The sequence below is a fragment of the Thermodesulfobacteriota bacterium genome (assembly GCA_040754335.1).
Classification (GTDB): Bacteria; Desulfobacterota_D; UBA1144; order Nemesobacterales; family UBA2774; genus 2-12-FULL-53-21.
Genome location: JBFMCV010000002.1, coordinates 200,925 through 215,263, shown reverse-complemented (window position 1 = coordinate 215,263; position 14,339 = coordinate 200,925). Strand labels below are relative to the sequence as shown.

Annotated in this window: 13 protein-coding genes and 1 tRNA gene; 7 read left to right on the top strand and 7 right to left on the bottom strand. The window is 55.3% G+C overall.

The window, feature by feature from the left end; translation table 11 throughout:
• From AB1598_04350 to AB1598_04325, 6 genes are all read left to right on the top strand, one after another.
• Nucleotides 1-3,348 (top strand): efflux RND transporter permease subunit, encoded by a 3,348-nt coding sequence (locus AB1598_04350; GenBank protein ID MEW6144232.1) that lies wholly within the window; start codon nucleotides 1-3, stop codon nucleotides 3,346-3,348.
• Nucleotides 3,345-4,802 carry an efflux transporter outer membrane subunit gene (locus tag AB1598_04345; GenBank protein MEW6144231.1) on the top strand — a complete coding sequence of 486 codons (1,458 nt, stop codon included), beginning with the start codon at nucleotides 3,345-3,347 and terminating at the stop codon, nucleotides 4,800-4,802. Before AB1598_04350 ends, AB1598_04345 begins: the two co-directional genes overlap by 4 nt.
• Before the next feature lie 391 nt (nucleotides 4,803-5,193).
• On the top strand, nucleotides 5,194-5,958 hold the full coding sequence (gene cmoA, locus AB1598_04340; GenBank protein MEW6144230.1) for a carboxy-S-adenosyl-L-methionine synthase CmoA: 765 nt from the start codon (nucleotides 5,194-5,196) through the stop codon (nucleotides 5,956-5,958).
• A gap of 34 nt (nucleotides 5,959-5,992) precedes the next feature.
• Nucleotides 5,993-6,721, top strand: a complete 729-nt coding sequence (locus AB1598_04335; protein MEW6144229.1) for a methyltransferase domain-containing protein — start codon at nucleotides 5,993-5,995, stop codon at nucleotides 6,719-6,721.
• 66 nt (nucleotides 6,722-6,787) lie between these two features.
• The gene (locus AB1598_04330) at nucleotides 6,788-7,669 is read left to right on the top strand and encodes an FkbM family methyltransferase (protein MEW6144228.1); all 882 of its coding nucleotides are present in this window, start codon (nucleotides 6,788-6,790) and stop codon (nucleotides 7,667-7,669) included.
• 229 nt (nucleotides 7,670-7,898) lie between these two features.
• Nucleotides 7,899-8,810 (top strand): restriction endonuclease, encoded by a 912-nt coding sequence (locus tag AB1598_04325; protein MEW6144227.1) that lies wholly within the window; start codon nucleotides 7,899-7,901, stop codon nucleotides 8,808-8,810.
• Nucleotides 8,811-8,914: 104 nt separating this feature from the next.
• Here AB1598_04325 and AB1598_04320 read toward each other — a convergent pair.
• Nucleotides 8,915-8,991, bottom strand: a tRNA-Met gene (locus AB1598_04320).
• 153 nt (nucleotides 8,992-9,144) lie between these two features.
• Between AB1598_04320 and AB1598_04315 the strand changes: the two genes are divergently transcribed.
• Nucleotides 9,145-9,600, top strand: a complete 456-nt coding sequence (locus tag AB1598_04315; GenBank protein ID MEW6144226.1) for a hypothetical protein — start codon at nucleotides 9,145-9,147, stop codon at nucleotides 9,598-9,600.
• Between the two features lie 71 nt (nucleotides 9,601-9,671).
• Here AB1598_04315 and AB1598_04310 read toward each other — a convergent pair whose 3' ends face one another.
• The 6 genes from AB1598_04310 to AB1598_04285 all read right to left on the bottom strand — a co-directional run bounded on the left by AB1598_04310 (nucleotide 9,672) and on the right by AB1598_04285 (nucleotide 14,299).
• Nucleotides 9,672-10,511: an exonuclease domain-containing protein gene (locus tag AB1598_04310; GenBank protein MEW6144225.1), complete on the bottom strand. Its 840-nt coding sequence runs from the start codon at nucleotides 10,509-10,511 to the stop codon at nucleotides 9,672-9,674.
• Nucleotides 10,512-10,605: 94 nt separating this feature from the next.
• Nucleotides 10,606-11,526: a hydroxymethylbilane synthase gene (gene hemC / locus AB1598_04305; GenBank protein MEW6144224.1), complete on the bottom strand. Its 921-nt coding sequence runs from the start codon at nucleotides 11,524-11,526 to the stop codon at nucleotides 10,606-10,608.
• The gene (hemA, locus tag AB1598_04300; protein MEW6144223.1) at nucleotides 11,498-12,823 is read right to left on the bottom strand and encodes a glutamyl-tRNA reductase; all 1,326 of its coding nucleotides are present in this window, start codon (nucleotides 12,821-12,823) and stop codon (nucleotides 11,498-11,500) included. Before hemA ends, hemC begins: the two co-directional genes overlap by 29 nt.
• Nucleotides 12,824-12,898: 75 nt before the next feature.
• On the bottom strand, nucleotides 12,899-13,453 hold the full coding sequence (gene folE, locus AB1598_04295; GenBank protein MEW6144222.1) for a GTP cyclohydrolase I FolE: 555 nt from the start codon (nucleotides 13,451-13,453) through the stop codon (nucleotides 12,899-12,901).
• The gene (locus AB1598_04290; GenBank protein ID MEW6144221.1) at nucleotides 13,443-13,943 is read right to left on the bottom strand and encodes a 6-carboxytetrahydropterin synthase; all 501 of its coding nucleotides are present in this window, start codon (nucleotides 13,941-13,943) and stop codon (nucleotides 13,443-13,445) included. The genes folE and AB1598_04290 overlap by 11 nt, the downstream gene beginning before the upstream one ends.
• Nucleotides 13,871-14,299, bottom strand: a complete 429-nt coding sequence (locus AB1598_04285) for a 6-carboxytetrahydropterin synthase (protein ID MEW6144220.1) — start codon at nucleotides 14,297-14,299, stop codon at nucleotides 13,871-13,873. Before AB1598_04285 ends, AB1598_04290 begins: the two co-directional genes overlap by 73 nt.
• Nucleotides 14,300-14,339: the final 40 nt, after the last annotated feature.

Here is a 14,339-nt window from a genome sequence, read left to right as displayed (position 1 = left end):
ATGATTTCCCGGTTTTTCGTCGACAGGCCGATATTCGCCACAGTGCTCTCCGTCCTTATCGTAATCGTGGGGCTTATCGCCTACTTCACTCTGCCCGTAAGCCAGTACCCGGAGGTCACTCCGCCCACTATAGTCGTGCGCACGAGCTATCCGGGCGCTAACCCGGAGACTATAGCCGAGACCGTGGCCACCCCGCTCGAGCAGGAGATAAACGGCGTCGAGGACATGCTCTATATGTCTTCCCAGTCGACGAGCGACGGACAGATGCAGCTCACAATCACGTTCGAGCTGGGAACAGACATCGACAAGGCGCAGGTGCTGGTCGAGAACCGGGTCGCGGTCGCCGAGCCGAGACTGCCCGAAGAGGTCAGGCGCATAGGCGTCACAGTGAGGAAAAGCTCGCCCGACATGCTGCTCGTCGTCCACCTGGTCTCGCCCGATAACCGTTACGACCAGCTCTACATAAGCAACTACGCACTGATAAGGGTTTACGACGTCCTCACACGCATAGAGGGCGTCGGCAACGTGACCGTGTTCGGCGCGCGCGAATACAGCATGAGGGTATGGCTCGACCCGGAGAAGCTCTACTCGATGGGCCTCACGGTGACGGACGTCGTGCAGTCGCTCAGGGAGCAGAACGTCGAGGTCGCGGCGGGCGTGCTGGGTCAGCCCCCCGTGCCGCAGGGCAACGCCTACCAGCTCTCGGTCAACACGCTCGGAAGGCTCGTCGAGGCCGACCAGTTCGCGGACGTTGTCATCAGGACGGGCGAAGACGGGCGCATCACGCGCATAAAGGACGTTGCCCGCGTGGAGCTAGGAGCGAGGGACTACGGCGTCAACAGCTACCTCGACGGCAAGCCCGCCCAGGCTATCGGCATATTCCAGCTCCCTGGCTCTAACGCCCTCGCCACGGCGCAGGCAGTCGAGAAGACTATGGCCCGGATAAGCAAGGACTTCCCCAAGGGGCTCGAATACAGGATCGTATATAACCCGACGATTTTCGTGCAGCAGTCCATAAACGAAGTCTATCACACCCTGTTCATCGCGTTCATGCTCGTTTTCATAGTGGTAATCGTTTTCCTTCAGGACTGGCGGGCGGCGCTCCTGCCGATGATAGACGCGGTCGTGTCGCTGGTCGGCACGTTCGCCGTCATGGCGGCCTTCGGATTTTCGCTCAACAACCTCTCGATGTTCGGACTCGTGCTCGCGATAGGTATCGTGGTGGACGACTCCATAGTCGTGGTCGAGAACATCAAGCGCTGGATGTCGAAAGGGATCGAGCCGAGGGAGGCCACGCTGAAAGCCATGGCCGAGATCACGGGCCCCGTGCTCGCGATCACTCTCGTGCTGAGCTCCGTATTCATACCGACGGCGTTCCTCCCCGGCATAAGCGGCCAGTTCTATAAGCAGTTCGCACTGGTCATCGCAGCCTCGACTATCATCTCCGCAGTGAACGCGCTGACGCTCGCGCCTTCGAGGGCCGTCCAGCTCATAAGGCCCGACAGCGACGCGGAGCATCAGGAGGCTCTGCCCCGCGTCGGCATCGCTGCCATAGGGGGATTTGCTGCGTATTATCTCCTCACAGGCACGATCGCCGGTATCTTCGGTATTAACTCCGGTCAGGGTTATGACCCCGCTGCATCGTCAGGCAGCACGGCTGCGCTATGGGCGGTACGCATCCTGCTCTTCGCCACAGGCTGCGCCGCCGGATGGTTCATCGGCCCCTTCGTCAACAGGGTGTTAAAGAAGGTGTTCGGCGGGTTCAACAGGCTCTTCGACCGCGCGAGCGAGGCTTACAGCGGCTCGGTCAAGAGGATCCTCCGTTTCAGCACTATCGCCATAATCGTCTATTGCGGCTTGATCGGACTCACGTATCTCGGATTCACAAGCGTGCCGGGCGGGTTCATCCCCGCACAGGACCAGGGGTATCTGATTGTGGACGTCGCTCTTCCTGACGGCGCGTCGCTCGAGCGGACCGACTCCGTCATCGCCCGCGCGACCGACATAATACTGGACACGCCGGGAATAGCCTACGCAGTCGGGTTCGCGGGATTCTCGGGGGCCACGTTCTCGAACAGCTCGGACTCGGGCGTCATATTCACACCGCTCGCACCGTTTAATGAGCGCGCGAAGAAAGGCCCCACGCTCGATGAGATAATAGCCGACCTCAGCCGGAGGCTTTCCGTCATACAGGAGGCGAGACTGATAGTTATCTCTCCCCCGCCCGTCAGGGGTCTCGGCACCGCGGGCGGCTTCAAGATGATGGTACAGGACCGCGCGGACGTGGGATTGAAGGAGCTCGAGAAGGCGACCTACGCGCTTATAGGCGCCGCCAACCAGGAGCCGGGCCTTACGAGGGTGTTCACCACGTTCAGCACGAGGACCCCGCAGATATACGCCGAGGTCGACAGGACGAAGGCAAAGAAGCTAGACGTCCCGCTCACGAACATATTCGACACGCTCCAGGTGTACCTGGGCTCGGTTTACGTAAACGACCTCAACCTCTTCGGTCGGGTTTACAGGGTCACGGCTCAGGCGGAAGGAGACTTCCGTCAGCAGCCCGAAGACATCGCGAAGCTGAGGACGCGGAGCGCGACAGGGCAGGCAGTACCCCTCGGCTCCGTCGTAGATATAATCAGCGAAACCGGGCCCGACCGCGTCGTCCGCTATAACCTTTTCCCCGCGATCGAGGTGAACGGCGCCACGCTCCCCGGGTTCAGCTCCGGGCAGGCGATTAACGCAATGGAGAAGCTCGCCGCGCAGATACTGCCCCCGGGCGTGGGTTACGAATGGACGGACCTAGCCTACCAGCAGGTCACGGCCGGCAACACGGCGCTGTTCATATTCCCACTCTGCGTGCTTTTCGTATTCCTCATACTGTCCTCGCTCTACGAGAGCTGGTCGCTCCCGCTCGCGATAATACTCATCGTGCCCATGTGTCTCCTGTCGGCGATAACGGGCCTGCTCCTGCGGGGCATGGATAACAACATACTCACACAGATCGGGTTCGTCGTGCTCGTGGGTCTCGCGTGCAAGAACGCGATACTGATAGTCGAATTCGCCAAGGACTACCAGCAGACGGGCAAGGGCCGGGAGGAGGCCGTGGTAGAGGCATCGCGCGTCAGGCTCCGCCCGATCCTCATGACCTCGTTCGCGTTCATTCTCGGCGTAGTGCCCCTCCTGATCGCTGCGGGCGCGGGCGCCGAGATGAGGCAGGCGCTCGGAACGTCCGTATTCAGCGGCATGTTCGGCGTAACGTTCTTCGGCCTCTTTTTAACCCCTGTCTTCTACGTCGTCATCAGGAAGTACACCGAATCGAGAAAAAACCGGAGCGTAAAAGCAGAATGAGATACTTATCGGCGTTTGTACTGGCAGTCTGCCTGATTGCGACGGCGGGCTGCATGGTGGGCCCCGACTACAAGACCCCCGAGACAGAGGTCCCTCAGTCGTTTCAAGATTCGGGAGTGAAGGACTTCTCCACGGACGCGATCGAGATCGAATGGTGGAGCGGGTTCAACGACCCCGTGCTCGACAGGCTCGTCCGGGACGCGCTCGCCGGGAACTACGACATACAGATAGCGACGGCGCGGATACTGGAAGCGCGCGCGTTCAGGGCCGAGACGGAGTTCGAGCTCGCGCCCATAGTCCCGTTCGACGCGAGCTACACGAGGCAGAAGGTCGGTGAATCCACTGTCTTCCCCGGCGTCGACAGGGAAGCCGATCTGTACGAGGCAGGGTTCGACGCCCTTTGGGAGCTCGACTTCTTCGGACGCATAAGGCGGACCATCGAGGCCGACACGGCCGAGCTCGAATCCCGCATAGCCACGAGGCGTGACGTGATAGTCTCGCTCCTGGCCGAGGTCGCGAGGAATTATTTCGAGCTGAGGGGGGCGCAGAACCAGCTCGAGGTCGCGCGCCGTAACGCCGACAACCAGCAGAACACGCTTGACCTCACGATCGTGCTCCTCGAAGGCGGGCGGGGGACCGAGCTCGACACATCGAGGGCCAGGGCGCAGCTCAACAACACGCTCGCCATCATACCTCCGCTCGAAGCCAGGGTGAGGAGGGCCATATACAGGCTGGGCGTGCTCACAGGCCAGCAGCCGGATACGTACTTGAAAGAGCTCCTCGAACCGAAGCCCTTCCCCGCGATTCCCGATGTCATCAAGGTGGGGACCCCGGTCGAGCTCCTGGAGAGGAGGCCCGACATCAGGGTGGCCGAGCGGAACCTTGCGGCGTTCACGGCGTCGATAGGCATAGCCACGGCCGAGCTCTTCCCGCAGATAACACTCCTCGGGAGCATCTCTCTCCAGGCCGATACTTTCTCGGGCGTTTTCGAGAGCGGGGCCGGTGCGTTCTCCATCGGCCCGAACATATTCTGGCCGGCTTTCGACCTCGGGCGGGTGTATCAGAGGGTAAAGCAGGCAGACGCGCGCACCCAGGCGGCGTTCGCCCAGTACCAGCTCACCGTGCTTGAAGCCATTGAGGACGTGGACGGGACGCTCGTCGACCACAACCAAGAGATACAGAGGCACAAGTACCTCGTCGAAGCAGCCGTGGAAAGCGAGAAGGCGATGAAGCTCGCGAGGATGAGGTACGACTTCGGCGTGGCGAATTTCCTCGACGTGCTCGACGCCGAGCGCACGCTGCTCCAGGCGCAGACTCAACTCGCGGCGAGCGAGACCGACCTACACACGTCGCTCGTAGCCGTTTACAAAGCGCTTGGCGGCGGATGGGAGATATACGAAGAGAACAATATGGATCGAGCCTCGGAGAAAGTTTCAAAAGCGGGAAACGAGTGAGAGCGCCCGCCCATATAACCGGCGGCGTACACACTCCGGCAATATGCTGTCAGGCTTTTATATATAGCATATCCCTCAAAATATAAACTGCCGGCGTACTTCGATACCCTGTCATCCCCGACCGTTTTCACAGGCAATCCGGTTTTCCGCAATTAAGACAAATTCACAGGAGCGGCTTCCGGCCGTGATAAAGGTAATATCCAATGACCGCGACAGATTACATACTCCCGGTCGTAAGTGCGCACGCCTTCAAAGCTGTCACGGCTAGCTCATAAGCACCCGGCCGCCCAAAGATATTACCTGTACTATTTTCGCGCGGGATGTAATATATTCTCTATAATCCACGGGGCCTTAGTTAAAATATACTTATCGAAAAGTGTGAGGCGGCCACATGAAGCGAGACCGGGTGTACAGGGGACAAAAAGGCATTACCGCCGATTTTGAGTTTAACGACACGGTCGCCGACGTCTTCGACGACATGGTCAGCCGGAGCGTCCCCTACTATTCCGAGCAGCAGAGGATGATACGGGAGATCGGCAGTATATTCTCCACACCAGGAAGCAACATATACGATCTCGGATGCGCTACGGCTACGACCCTAATCAATCTCTGCCCGGAAGTCGATCCCTCGGTGTCCTTGATAGGTTACGACAATTCCCCGCCCATGATAAAGAAGGCGAAGCAGAAGATAAAAGAGAGCGGATTCGAGGACCGGATCAGGGTGCTCTACGCTGACCTCAACGGCGACCTCGATCAAATCGAGCTGAGTAACGCGAGCGTGGTATTAATATGCTGGACCCTTCAGTTCGTCCGTCCGTTAAAAAGAGAAAAGCTCATAAATAAAATATATCAGGGGCTCAACGAGAACGGCGTTCTTATAATCACCGAAAAGATTCTTACAAACAGCTCGCTCCTCAACCGTTACTACATTAAGCTTTATTACGACTACAAGCAGCGGAACGAATATACGAACGAGGAGATAGAAAATAAGAGGGAAGCGCTCGAGAACATTTTAATCCCCTACAGAATCGACGAGAACATCGAGATGTTTAAACGGAACGGTTTCGAGACCGTGGACACATTTTTTCAATGGTATAATTTCGTCGGCTTCATCTGCATAAAAAGCAGGAATCCGGCTCACGAAATCCATTTATGACTCCCGATACGGGCCTTAAGTCAGGCGCCGCCCCATGAACATCAGGTCTCTGCTCAAAAATACGTTTTCAATAAATTCAGTGAGGCTCGTCAGGCATCAAATAAGCTCCAAATGGAACAGGTATTATGGAATACCGAGAAACCTGTCGCCTATGAGCAGGAGCGCAGGCTTCGACAGAGGACAGCCCATTGACCGCTATTACATTGAAAAATTCCTGAGCGCTCATGCTCCCGACATAAAGGGACGCGTGCTCGAATTCGGGAACAGAACCTACACATTGAGATTCGGAGGAGAAAAGGTGACTCAAAGTGATGTCTTGTGCGTGGAAGAAGGGAACCCCGAAGCGACGATAGTAGCCGATCTTACCCGCGCGCACGGGATTCAGTCCGACGCCTTCGACTGTATTATCATGACCCAGTCGCTGCAGATGATCTATGATTACCGTACTGCAATACTGCAACTTCACCGCATATTGAAACCCGGCGGCGTCCTGCTTGTCACTACTCACGGCATAAGCAAAATATGCAGAAGAGAAGGCAGGGACCCGTGGGGCGAATACTGGCGATTCACCGCGCAATCGGCCAGCAAGATATTCCTCGATTATTTTCCGGACGAAAGTTTACAAATCGAGGTATACGGGAATGTATTAACCGCAGTTTGTTTATTACACGGACTCGCGTCCCACGAGCTGAGGGAACCCGAGCTCGACACCCGGGATCCGGACTTTGAAGTCCTGATCGCAGTCCGGGCGGTAAAGGCCTGAGAAAACCGGTTAAAATAATTAGGCCCCTGCTGTAAGGCAAGCTATCGTATTTCTTTACATATAACCATGTCCGGCAAGCTGACAGAAAAAGCGGCATTCGTCCTATTCAAGCTCACCCTGTTCGCAAAAAGGAATTACCTCCTGAATGAATTTTTGACGATCAGCGGCCTCGCGCCGCTGTTGGCAAGATTCAGGGACTACAGCACGCGGGGCATACGGGAGAAGTATTTCGAAGCCGACCTCTACGGGACAAAAATCAAAATCATCGACGGGACGGACAGGCACGAGTATTACGAGGAAGCCCTGAGAGGGGGGATTTATGAGCCCGCTCTCGCCGGAATGTTGAAAAAATTGCTCAGCGCAGGCGGCCCGGTCACGTTCGTCGACATAGGGGCGCATATCGGCTACTTCACCGTTTACGCGGGCAGGCTCATCGGCAAGAGAGGAAACGTGATCTCAATCGAGCCTAACCCCGACTATTACGGTCAGGTCGTGAGAAATATAGAAATCAACGGCCTCGGGGAAAACGTCAGGACATTTAAGATAGGGCTCTCCGACAGGAGCGGAAGAGCCGAAACGACCGGATGGGAAGAGAGGGACCTCGTCGAGTCGGAGACGGGCAGCGTGGAAGTTGCGACGTTCGACCGACTATGCGCGGCGGAAGGGATAAGGCCCGACGTTGTGAAGATCGACGTGCACGGTGCTGAATATAAGGTGCTGTCGGGCATGACACGCGCGCTCGACGAGCACGTCAAACATCTGTTCCTGGAAACGCATCCTGAGGACCTGATGCAGGGTTATAAAATAAGCGACGTCGTCAACTTGCTCGACCGGGCGAAATTCGACCTGTTTCAGCTCAACGATTTCCGCACTAACGCGGGCGGCGGTATCGCGCCTCTGGGTGGAGACTTGCGCCCGGACATGATGATATACGCGAGGAGAAAGTGAAGTTCGCCCGTACCAATTAACACATGGGGAGGATTTGAACCTGTGATTTGAGGGTTGTGAGAGCCATATTATGCACTTGTGTTGAGATGAGTCAGCAAGTGGCGAATTTAGTATTTTGCTATTTTAGTAAACTGTCGAGACTTATGAGTGAAGTGTTTAGTGCCTTCTTTTATGTAAGCTTGTTCGGATAATTGCGTAATTAACAGATATCAATTAATATTTCAAAGCTATGCCAATTCCAGACTATGAAACCATCATGCTTCCACTCTTGAAATTTGCTGGTGATAACAAAGAACACTCAATACGTGAAACAATCGATCACATCGGGAATTATTTCAGATTATCGGAATCCGAGCGAAAAGTATTATTGCCAAGCGGACAGGATTATATCATTAATAACCGTGTCCGCTGGGCAAATTTTTACCTGAGAAAAGCAGGATTACTTGAATCAACAAAACGAGCATACTACAAAATAACTGAAAAAGGCCTAGAAGTCCTAAAACAGAATCCAGCTGAAATCGATACAAATTACCTTAAACAATTTCCTGAATTTCTTGAGTTTATCACCCCCCGTAAAGAAATAGAGTCAGCTGAAGGAAATCAAAGACAATTAAGCAAGTCTCTTACACCACAAGAACTTATAGAACAGGGTTATCAAAGTCTTCACAATGAACTATCTTTGGATCTACTAGAGTTGGTAAAGAAATCAACTCCTCGTTTTTTTGAAAAATTGGTTGTAGAGTTGCTCTTGGCCATGGGTTACGGTGGTTCCCGTAAAGATGCAGGTAAAGCAGTTGGAAAAAGTGGCGACGGTGGGATTGACGGAATTATCAATGAAGATAAACTCGGACTTGATGTTATTTATATTCAAGCGAAGCGGTGGGAAAATTCTGTTGGTTCCAAAGAGATAAGGAATTTTGTTGGAAGCCTCGTTGGACATAAGGCAAACAAAGGTGTTTTTATTACAACATCTAGCTATTCCAAAGATGCATTGGAATATGTAAAAACGATAAACCACAAAGTGATATTAATTGATGGCGATATGCTCACACAACTCATGATCGAGAATAATATTGGGGTATCCAAAGTTCAAAGTTATGATATAAAGAAAATTGACACGGATTACTTCTCTGAGGAATAACAAAAGAATATCAGTCCAACAATTTTTCTTACCCATCTACCTACAGACCAACTGATATTAGTATTAAACAGAGACCGGAATGTAGGGTAACAAATTTATGTATTTGGTAGCGGGGGGAGGATTTGAACCTCCGACCTTCGGGTTATGAGCCCGACGAGCTGCCAAGCTGCTCCACCCCGCGTCTGTTTAGGAAGGATAAGGGTATGGGATATTCCCCGCGCTGTCAAGTTTTCTCCGTAACATACGCCGGATTCTCCCTTTTCATTGACATTTACACCTGTTAAATATAGAGTAAATTATCAGTCGGGGTTATTACCATTAAGGAGAAGATGAGATGAAAAAGTTAAGCGCGTTTTTCATTGCCGCGGCCGTAATATTTTCAGTTTCGATGCTCGCCGGATGCGAGAGCGGGAAACAGCCGGAGCAGGCTTCGACGGGCGACACCGCGCTCGAGCAGACCCAGAAGGAGCTCGATCAGATAAAGCAGGACAGCACGAAGCTCGATAAATACATAACCGACCTCAAAAAAGAAATTAACACCCTCAAGATAGAAAACCAGAGGCTCATAGCCCAGACCAAGAGGCTCGAAGCCGAGATCATCGACCTCAAGCTCGACCTCGGGCAGATTCCCGACGGGGATTCGGCCGATATGCTCGACAAGGACTCAGGGCCCGCCGACAGCTCGAAGAATACGGGCACGGAAGAGCCCGAAGCCGTCCCCCAGACTCCTCCCGACGGCGAGAAAGGCTCAGTCGGCGAAGCAGGCACGATTCATAGGGCAGTCCAGTAGCGTGTCAGCGGACGATTGTCGCCGGTATGACCGTACCCGTTATTAAATCCAAAGGGCAGTAGACAAGAGGCTCAGCTTTTTAAGGAAGTTACGGTCTTGAACTCGAGTATCCTGTCGAGCCTGAAGGTGCATCTTTCCTTCCTCAGGTGACAGAAGGCGTGTATGTAAGTGCTCCCCTTCGTGACGCTTATGTCATAGGGCTCGATGACGCGGGTGGTCGTGTCCTCGTTGTAGGCCGAGAGGTATTTGATCCTCAGCTTCCCCCTGTCCCTGAGCGCCTGCTCTATCTCCGCCGGGAGCACGAGCTCCCTGGGGCTTTCGAGCTCGACAGACTTTCCCTGGAGCTTCATTATGTCCTTTAACCTCTTTAGCCTTATCCCGCGCCTGTCGAGGTCGGTGAGGAAATACTGGAAGACGTCCCTGGTAGTCATCACGTCGGCGAGCGCCCTGTGCCCGCTATCGGCGGGCAGCCCTATGTACTTGGCTATCTGTCCCAGGCTGTTGCTCGGAAATGTGTAGTACCTCCTCGCTATGCCGAGCGTATCTATCACGTTATTTCCGGGGGGCGGGAGCTTCAAATTCCCGAATTCCATGCTGAGGAACCCGAGGTCGAACTTCGCGTTGTGGGCGACTATGACGGAGCCGTTTATCACGGACAGTATGTCCCTCGCGATGTCCCTGAAAAAAGGCGACCTCCTCACCATCGTATCCGTTATGCCGTGCACGGATACCGCGCTCTGGGGTATGGACCTGCCGGGATTGACGAGCGTCGAGAACTCCCCGACGACGCTCCCGTTCACCGTCTTTATCACGGCTATCTCGCATACCCTGTCCCCCTGGGAGGGGTCGAGTCCGGTAGTTTCCACGTCGAGGAAAGCAAAAGGCACTTCGGAAGGGTTTTGGTACAGCACAGCGCACTCCTTATGGAATACTATACTACCACGAAAGCCCGTATTTTTGAAAGGGAGGAAATAGGAGAACCGATGATTTGACCCGCATGTGTTCTCAGCGGGCCGCTGTGAGCCTGTCTCCGCCTTTGTCGAGGATAAGCCCGGCAAGAGCGCGGCCCAAAGCCTCGGCGTCATTGGCATCTCCCGAAGAATGCTCCCTGATCACCGTTTTCCCGTCGGGCGACGCGAGAATGCCCGTGATCGTTACCCAATCCCCCCCGACCTCCGCGTAACACCCGGCCGGGATATTACAGTCCCCGCCGAGCCTCCTGAGGAAAGCCCTTTCGGCCGCGCCGGCAGTCCATGTCTCCCCGTGATTGATGACCGAGATGATATCCCTAGTCCCCCCGTCCCCCTCCCTGCATTCGACGGCGATTATCCCCTGTCCCGGGGCAGGCACGATAACGTCGGCGGGAATGATTTCCGCGGCCTCTTCGAGGAGCCCCATCCGCCCGAGGCCCGCGGCTGCGAGAATGACAGCGTCGTATTCCTCGCCCTCCCTCAGTTTTTTGACCCTCGTGTCCACGTTCCCCCTAATGGGCACTATCCTGAGCCCGGGCATGAGGTTGAGCAGCTGCGCCCCTCTCCTGAGGCTCCCCGTGCCCACGCGCGCGCCTTCCGGAAGCTCGTCCAGCTTGATATCGCCCTCAGATAAGAGCGCGTCCCTCGGGTCGTGCCTCTCGGCGACAGCCCCGATGACGAGGCCGGGAGGCAGCACGGCCGGAAGGTCTTTCATGCTGTGGACGGCTATGTCCACGTCTTCCGACAGCAGCGCCTCCTCTATCTCCTTGACGAATACCCCTTTCCCACCGATCTCGGAAAGAGGGGATTCGAGGTTCCTGTCTCCGGTGGTTTTAATTATGCGTATCTCCGGATGAAGCTCCGGGCGGGATGCCAGGAGGAGGTCCTTGATGTAATTCGCCTGCCAGAGGGCAAGCAGGCTCCCCCTAGTTCCAATCCTGAAAGATCGCTTCATCTTCCTCTTCTTCGGCAATGAGCATGATTTCGGTCTCGAGCTCGAAGAGCTTCTTAACCGAATCGACGTAAAGGGCCCCGCGCGACGTGGAGGCCTCTTTCTTGAGATTGGTCAGCGGGCCGTGGAGTATCTTGCCTATGATCCGCGACGCCATCAGGCTGATGACGTCCTTGTCCTTGTCGGAGTAATTCTCGAGCTTGGCGAGCGCCCTCTCGACCTCGCTCTTTTTTATCTGCTCGAACCTTTTCTTGAGGTCTATTATGGCGGGCACGACCTTAAGGCTGTTTAGCCAGGCCTGAAACGCCTTTTCAACCTCGATCACTATTTCTTCCGCCTTCTCCGCGTTCTCTTTTCTCGACTTGATGTTCTCGTCGAGCACGTTCTTGAGGTCGTCTATATCGTAGAGGTAGACGTCCGCGAGCTCTCCTATCCTTGGGTCGATGTCGCGGGGGACGGCTATGTCTATCATGAACATAGGCTCGTTGTTCCTGAGCTTGAGCGCCTCCTTCACGTGCTGCGGTTTTATTATGAACTCGGGCGACCCCGTGGCCGTGATCATGATATCCACGTCCTTCAAGCTGTAAAAGACCTCTTCGAACATTATGGGCTTACCGTTAAGCCTCTCGGCAAGGGAGGCCGCGTTCTCGAAATTCCTGCTGGCTATTATCAGCTCGCCGACGCCCGCCCGGATCAGGTTCCTCGCGGCGAGCTCCGCCATCTCTCCCGAGCCCACGAGCAGTATCTTCCTCCGGGTGAGCTTGTCGAAAATCCTCTTCGCGAGCTCGACGGCCACGTAGCTCACGGAAACGGCCCTCGAGCCTATGCCCGTCTCTGTCCTCACCCTCTTCGCTACGAAAAACGCCGAGTGAGAAAGCCTGTTCAGTATCAGCCCGGCCGTGCCTTTTATCACCGCCGTTTTATAAGCCTGTTTGATCTGGCCGAGTATCTGGGGCTCGCCCACGACCATCGAGTCTATCCCCGACGCGACCTTGTAGAAGTGTCTCACGGCCATGTGTCCCGCCGAAACGTACAGGTATGGGGAGAATGCGTCCCCGGCTATGGAATGGAACTCCGAGAGGAACTCCTTCACGCTCTCGACGCACCCGTCCGCGTTCTCGGAGACCGCGTAGACCTCCACCCTGTTGCAGGTGGAGACTATCATGCATTCCTCGATGTGGCTCTTGGTAGCGAGCGTTACGAGCCCGTCCTCGAGCTCTTCCTGGGTGAATGAGAACCGCTCCCTTATTTCGACAGGCGCGGTCTTGTGGCTGAGTCCGACTACTATGATGCGCTGCATCCCGAATTAGCCCTTGTTTGGTGTCTCTGGCGTTAATTATATACGAGGCGGGGATTATTTCTATCCCGGCTGCGGTCAGGCATGTTTGCCTATGAAGCTCAGGAATTCTCCCCTCGTCCTCTCGTCTTTCTTGAACGCCCCGCGCATCGAGCTCGTGAGCATGCTTGCGTCGGCCTTCATTATACCCCTCATAGCCATGCAGAGGTGCTGGGCCTCGGCCACAACGGCGACCCCGAGCGGGTTGAGCACCTCCATGAGGAAGTCCGCTATCTCGGCCGTCATCCTCTCCTGAACCTGGAGACGCCTCGAAAACACTTCAACTATCCTAGGTATTTTGCTCAGGCCCACTATCTTCCCGTTAGGGATGTATCCGACGCTGCACTTGCCGAAGAAGGGGAGCATGTGGTGCTCGCAGAGGCTGTAGAATTCTATGTCCTTCACTACGACCATCTCGTCGTACTTGATATTGAAGAGTGCTTCCTGGATTATCTGATAGGGGCTCGCATCATATCCCGCTGTAAGCTCCCTGAACATATCCGCCATCCTGCTGGGCGTATCCCTGAGCCCCTCTCTATCCGGATCCTCCCCTATCTCGATAAGTATCTCTCTCACGGCCTTTTCAACGCTCATACGGGTATCCCTCCTCGTCGAAGAATTCGAAATAGCTGCTCGACGTCTCGCTCAGTCTCAGGTGTACGAGCTTCTTTCCGAGACGTCCACTCAACCCCTTCCACAGGTATTCGGCTATGTTCTCCCCCGTGGGCTGGCGTTCCGTGAAATAGGGGACTTCGATGTCGAGCCTCTTGTAATCGAGCTCCCCGAGCGCGTCCCCCACGGTCGTGTCGAGCTCTTCCGGGTTTATAACCATTCCCGTCTCCGGGTCTATGCCCCCCGAGACCCTCACCTCGAGATAATAATCGTGGCCGTGCCCGTTAGGGTTCGAGCAGGTGTCGAAAATCCTCAGATTCTCCTCGTCCGAAAGCCCCTTTATATAGAGCCTGTGCCCCGCCGAGAACCTGTATCTCCTGGTGACCGCGGCTATTTCCCTTATGACGGCTCCCTCCAGTAATCGACGTATAGGTCGGGCGTTTCGTAGAGCCTTATCCTGTAGAGTCTGCACCTCGCATCTCCTCCGAGCCTGTCCTCAAAGATGTCCCACAGGACGCGGGCGATGTTCTCGGTCGTCGGTATGAGGTCAATGAAGCGGGGGTTGTCGTCGTTTAAGTGCTTGTGGTCGAAATCCGTAAGCACTTCCTTCATTATGGTCTTGAGGTCGTAGAGGTTTATTATCATCCCCGTCCCGGGGTCGACCTCCCCCTCGACGGTCACCTCGAGGCAGTAGTTATGCCCGTGCCCGTGGGGGCCCGCCGCCTTCCCGAACACCTCCCTGTTCTTCTCCTCGCTCCACCCCGGGTTCCAGTAACGGTGGGAGGCGGAAAACTCCATTTTCTTCGTAAGCAGTTTCTTGTAACCCATCAGGATTCTTCTTATATCCGGCGACCGATTAGGATAGCAT

Coding starts and splice junctions, on each gene's coding strand:
- AB1598_04345 (MEW6144231.1), top strand. CDS start 3,345: ATGAGATACTTATCGGCGTTTGTACTGGCAGTCTGCCTGATTGCGACG.
- AB1598_04330 (MEW6144228.1), top strand. CDS start 6,788: ATGTCCGGCAAGCTGACAGAAAAAGCGGCATTCGTCCTATTCAAGCTC.
- AB1598_04350 (MEW6144232.1), top strand. CDS start 1: ATGATTTCCCGGTTTTTCGTCGACAGGCCGATATTCGCCACAGTGCTC.
- AB1598_04325 (MEW6144227.1), top strand. CDS start 7,899: ATGCCAATTCCAGACTATGAAACCATCATGCTTCCACTCTTGAAATTT.
- AB1598_04315 (MEW6144226.1), top strand. CDS start 9,145: ATGAAAAAGTTAAGCGCGTTTTTCATTGCCGCGGCCGTAATATTTTCA.
- AB1598_04335 (MEW6144229.1), top strand. CDS start 5,993: ATGAACATCAGGTCTCTGCTCAAAAATACGTTTTCAATAAATTCAGTG.
- AB1598_04285 (MEW6144220.1), bottom strand. CDS start 14,299: ATGGGTTACAAGAAACTGCTTACGAAGAAAATGGAGTTTTCCGCCTCC.
- cmoA (MEW6144230.1), top strand. CDS start 5,194: ATGAAGCGAGACCGGGTGTACAGGGGACAAAAAGGCATTACCGCCGAT.
- hemC (MEW6144224.1), bottom strand. CDS start 11,526: ATGAAGCGATCTTTCAGGATTGGAACTAGGGGGAGCCTGCTTGCCCTC.
- hemA (MEW6144223.1), bottom strand. CDS start 12,823: ATGCAGCGCATCATAGTAGTCGGACTCAGCCACAAGACCGCGCCTGTC.
- folE (MEW6144222.1), bottom strand. CDS start 13,453: ATGAGCGTTGAAAAGGCCGTGAGAGAGATACTTATCGAGATAGGGGAG.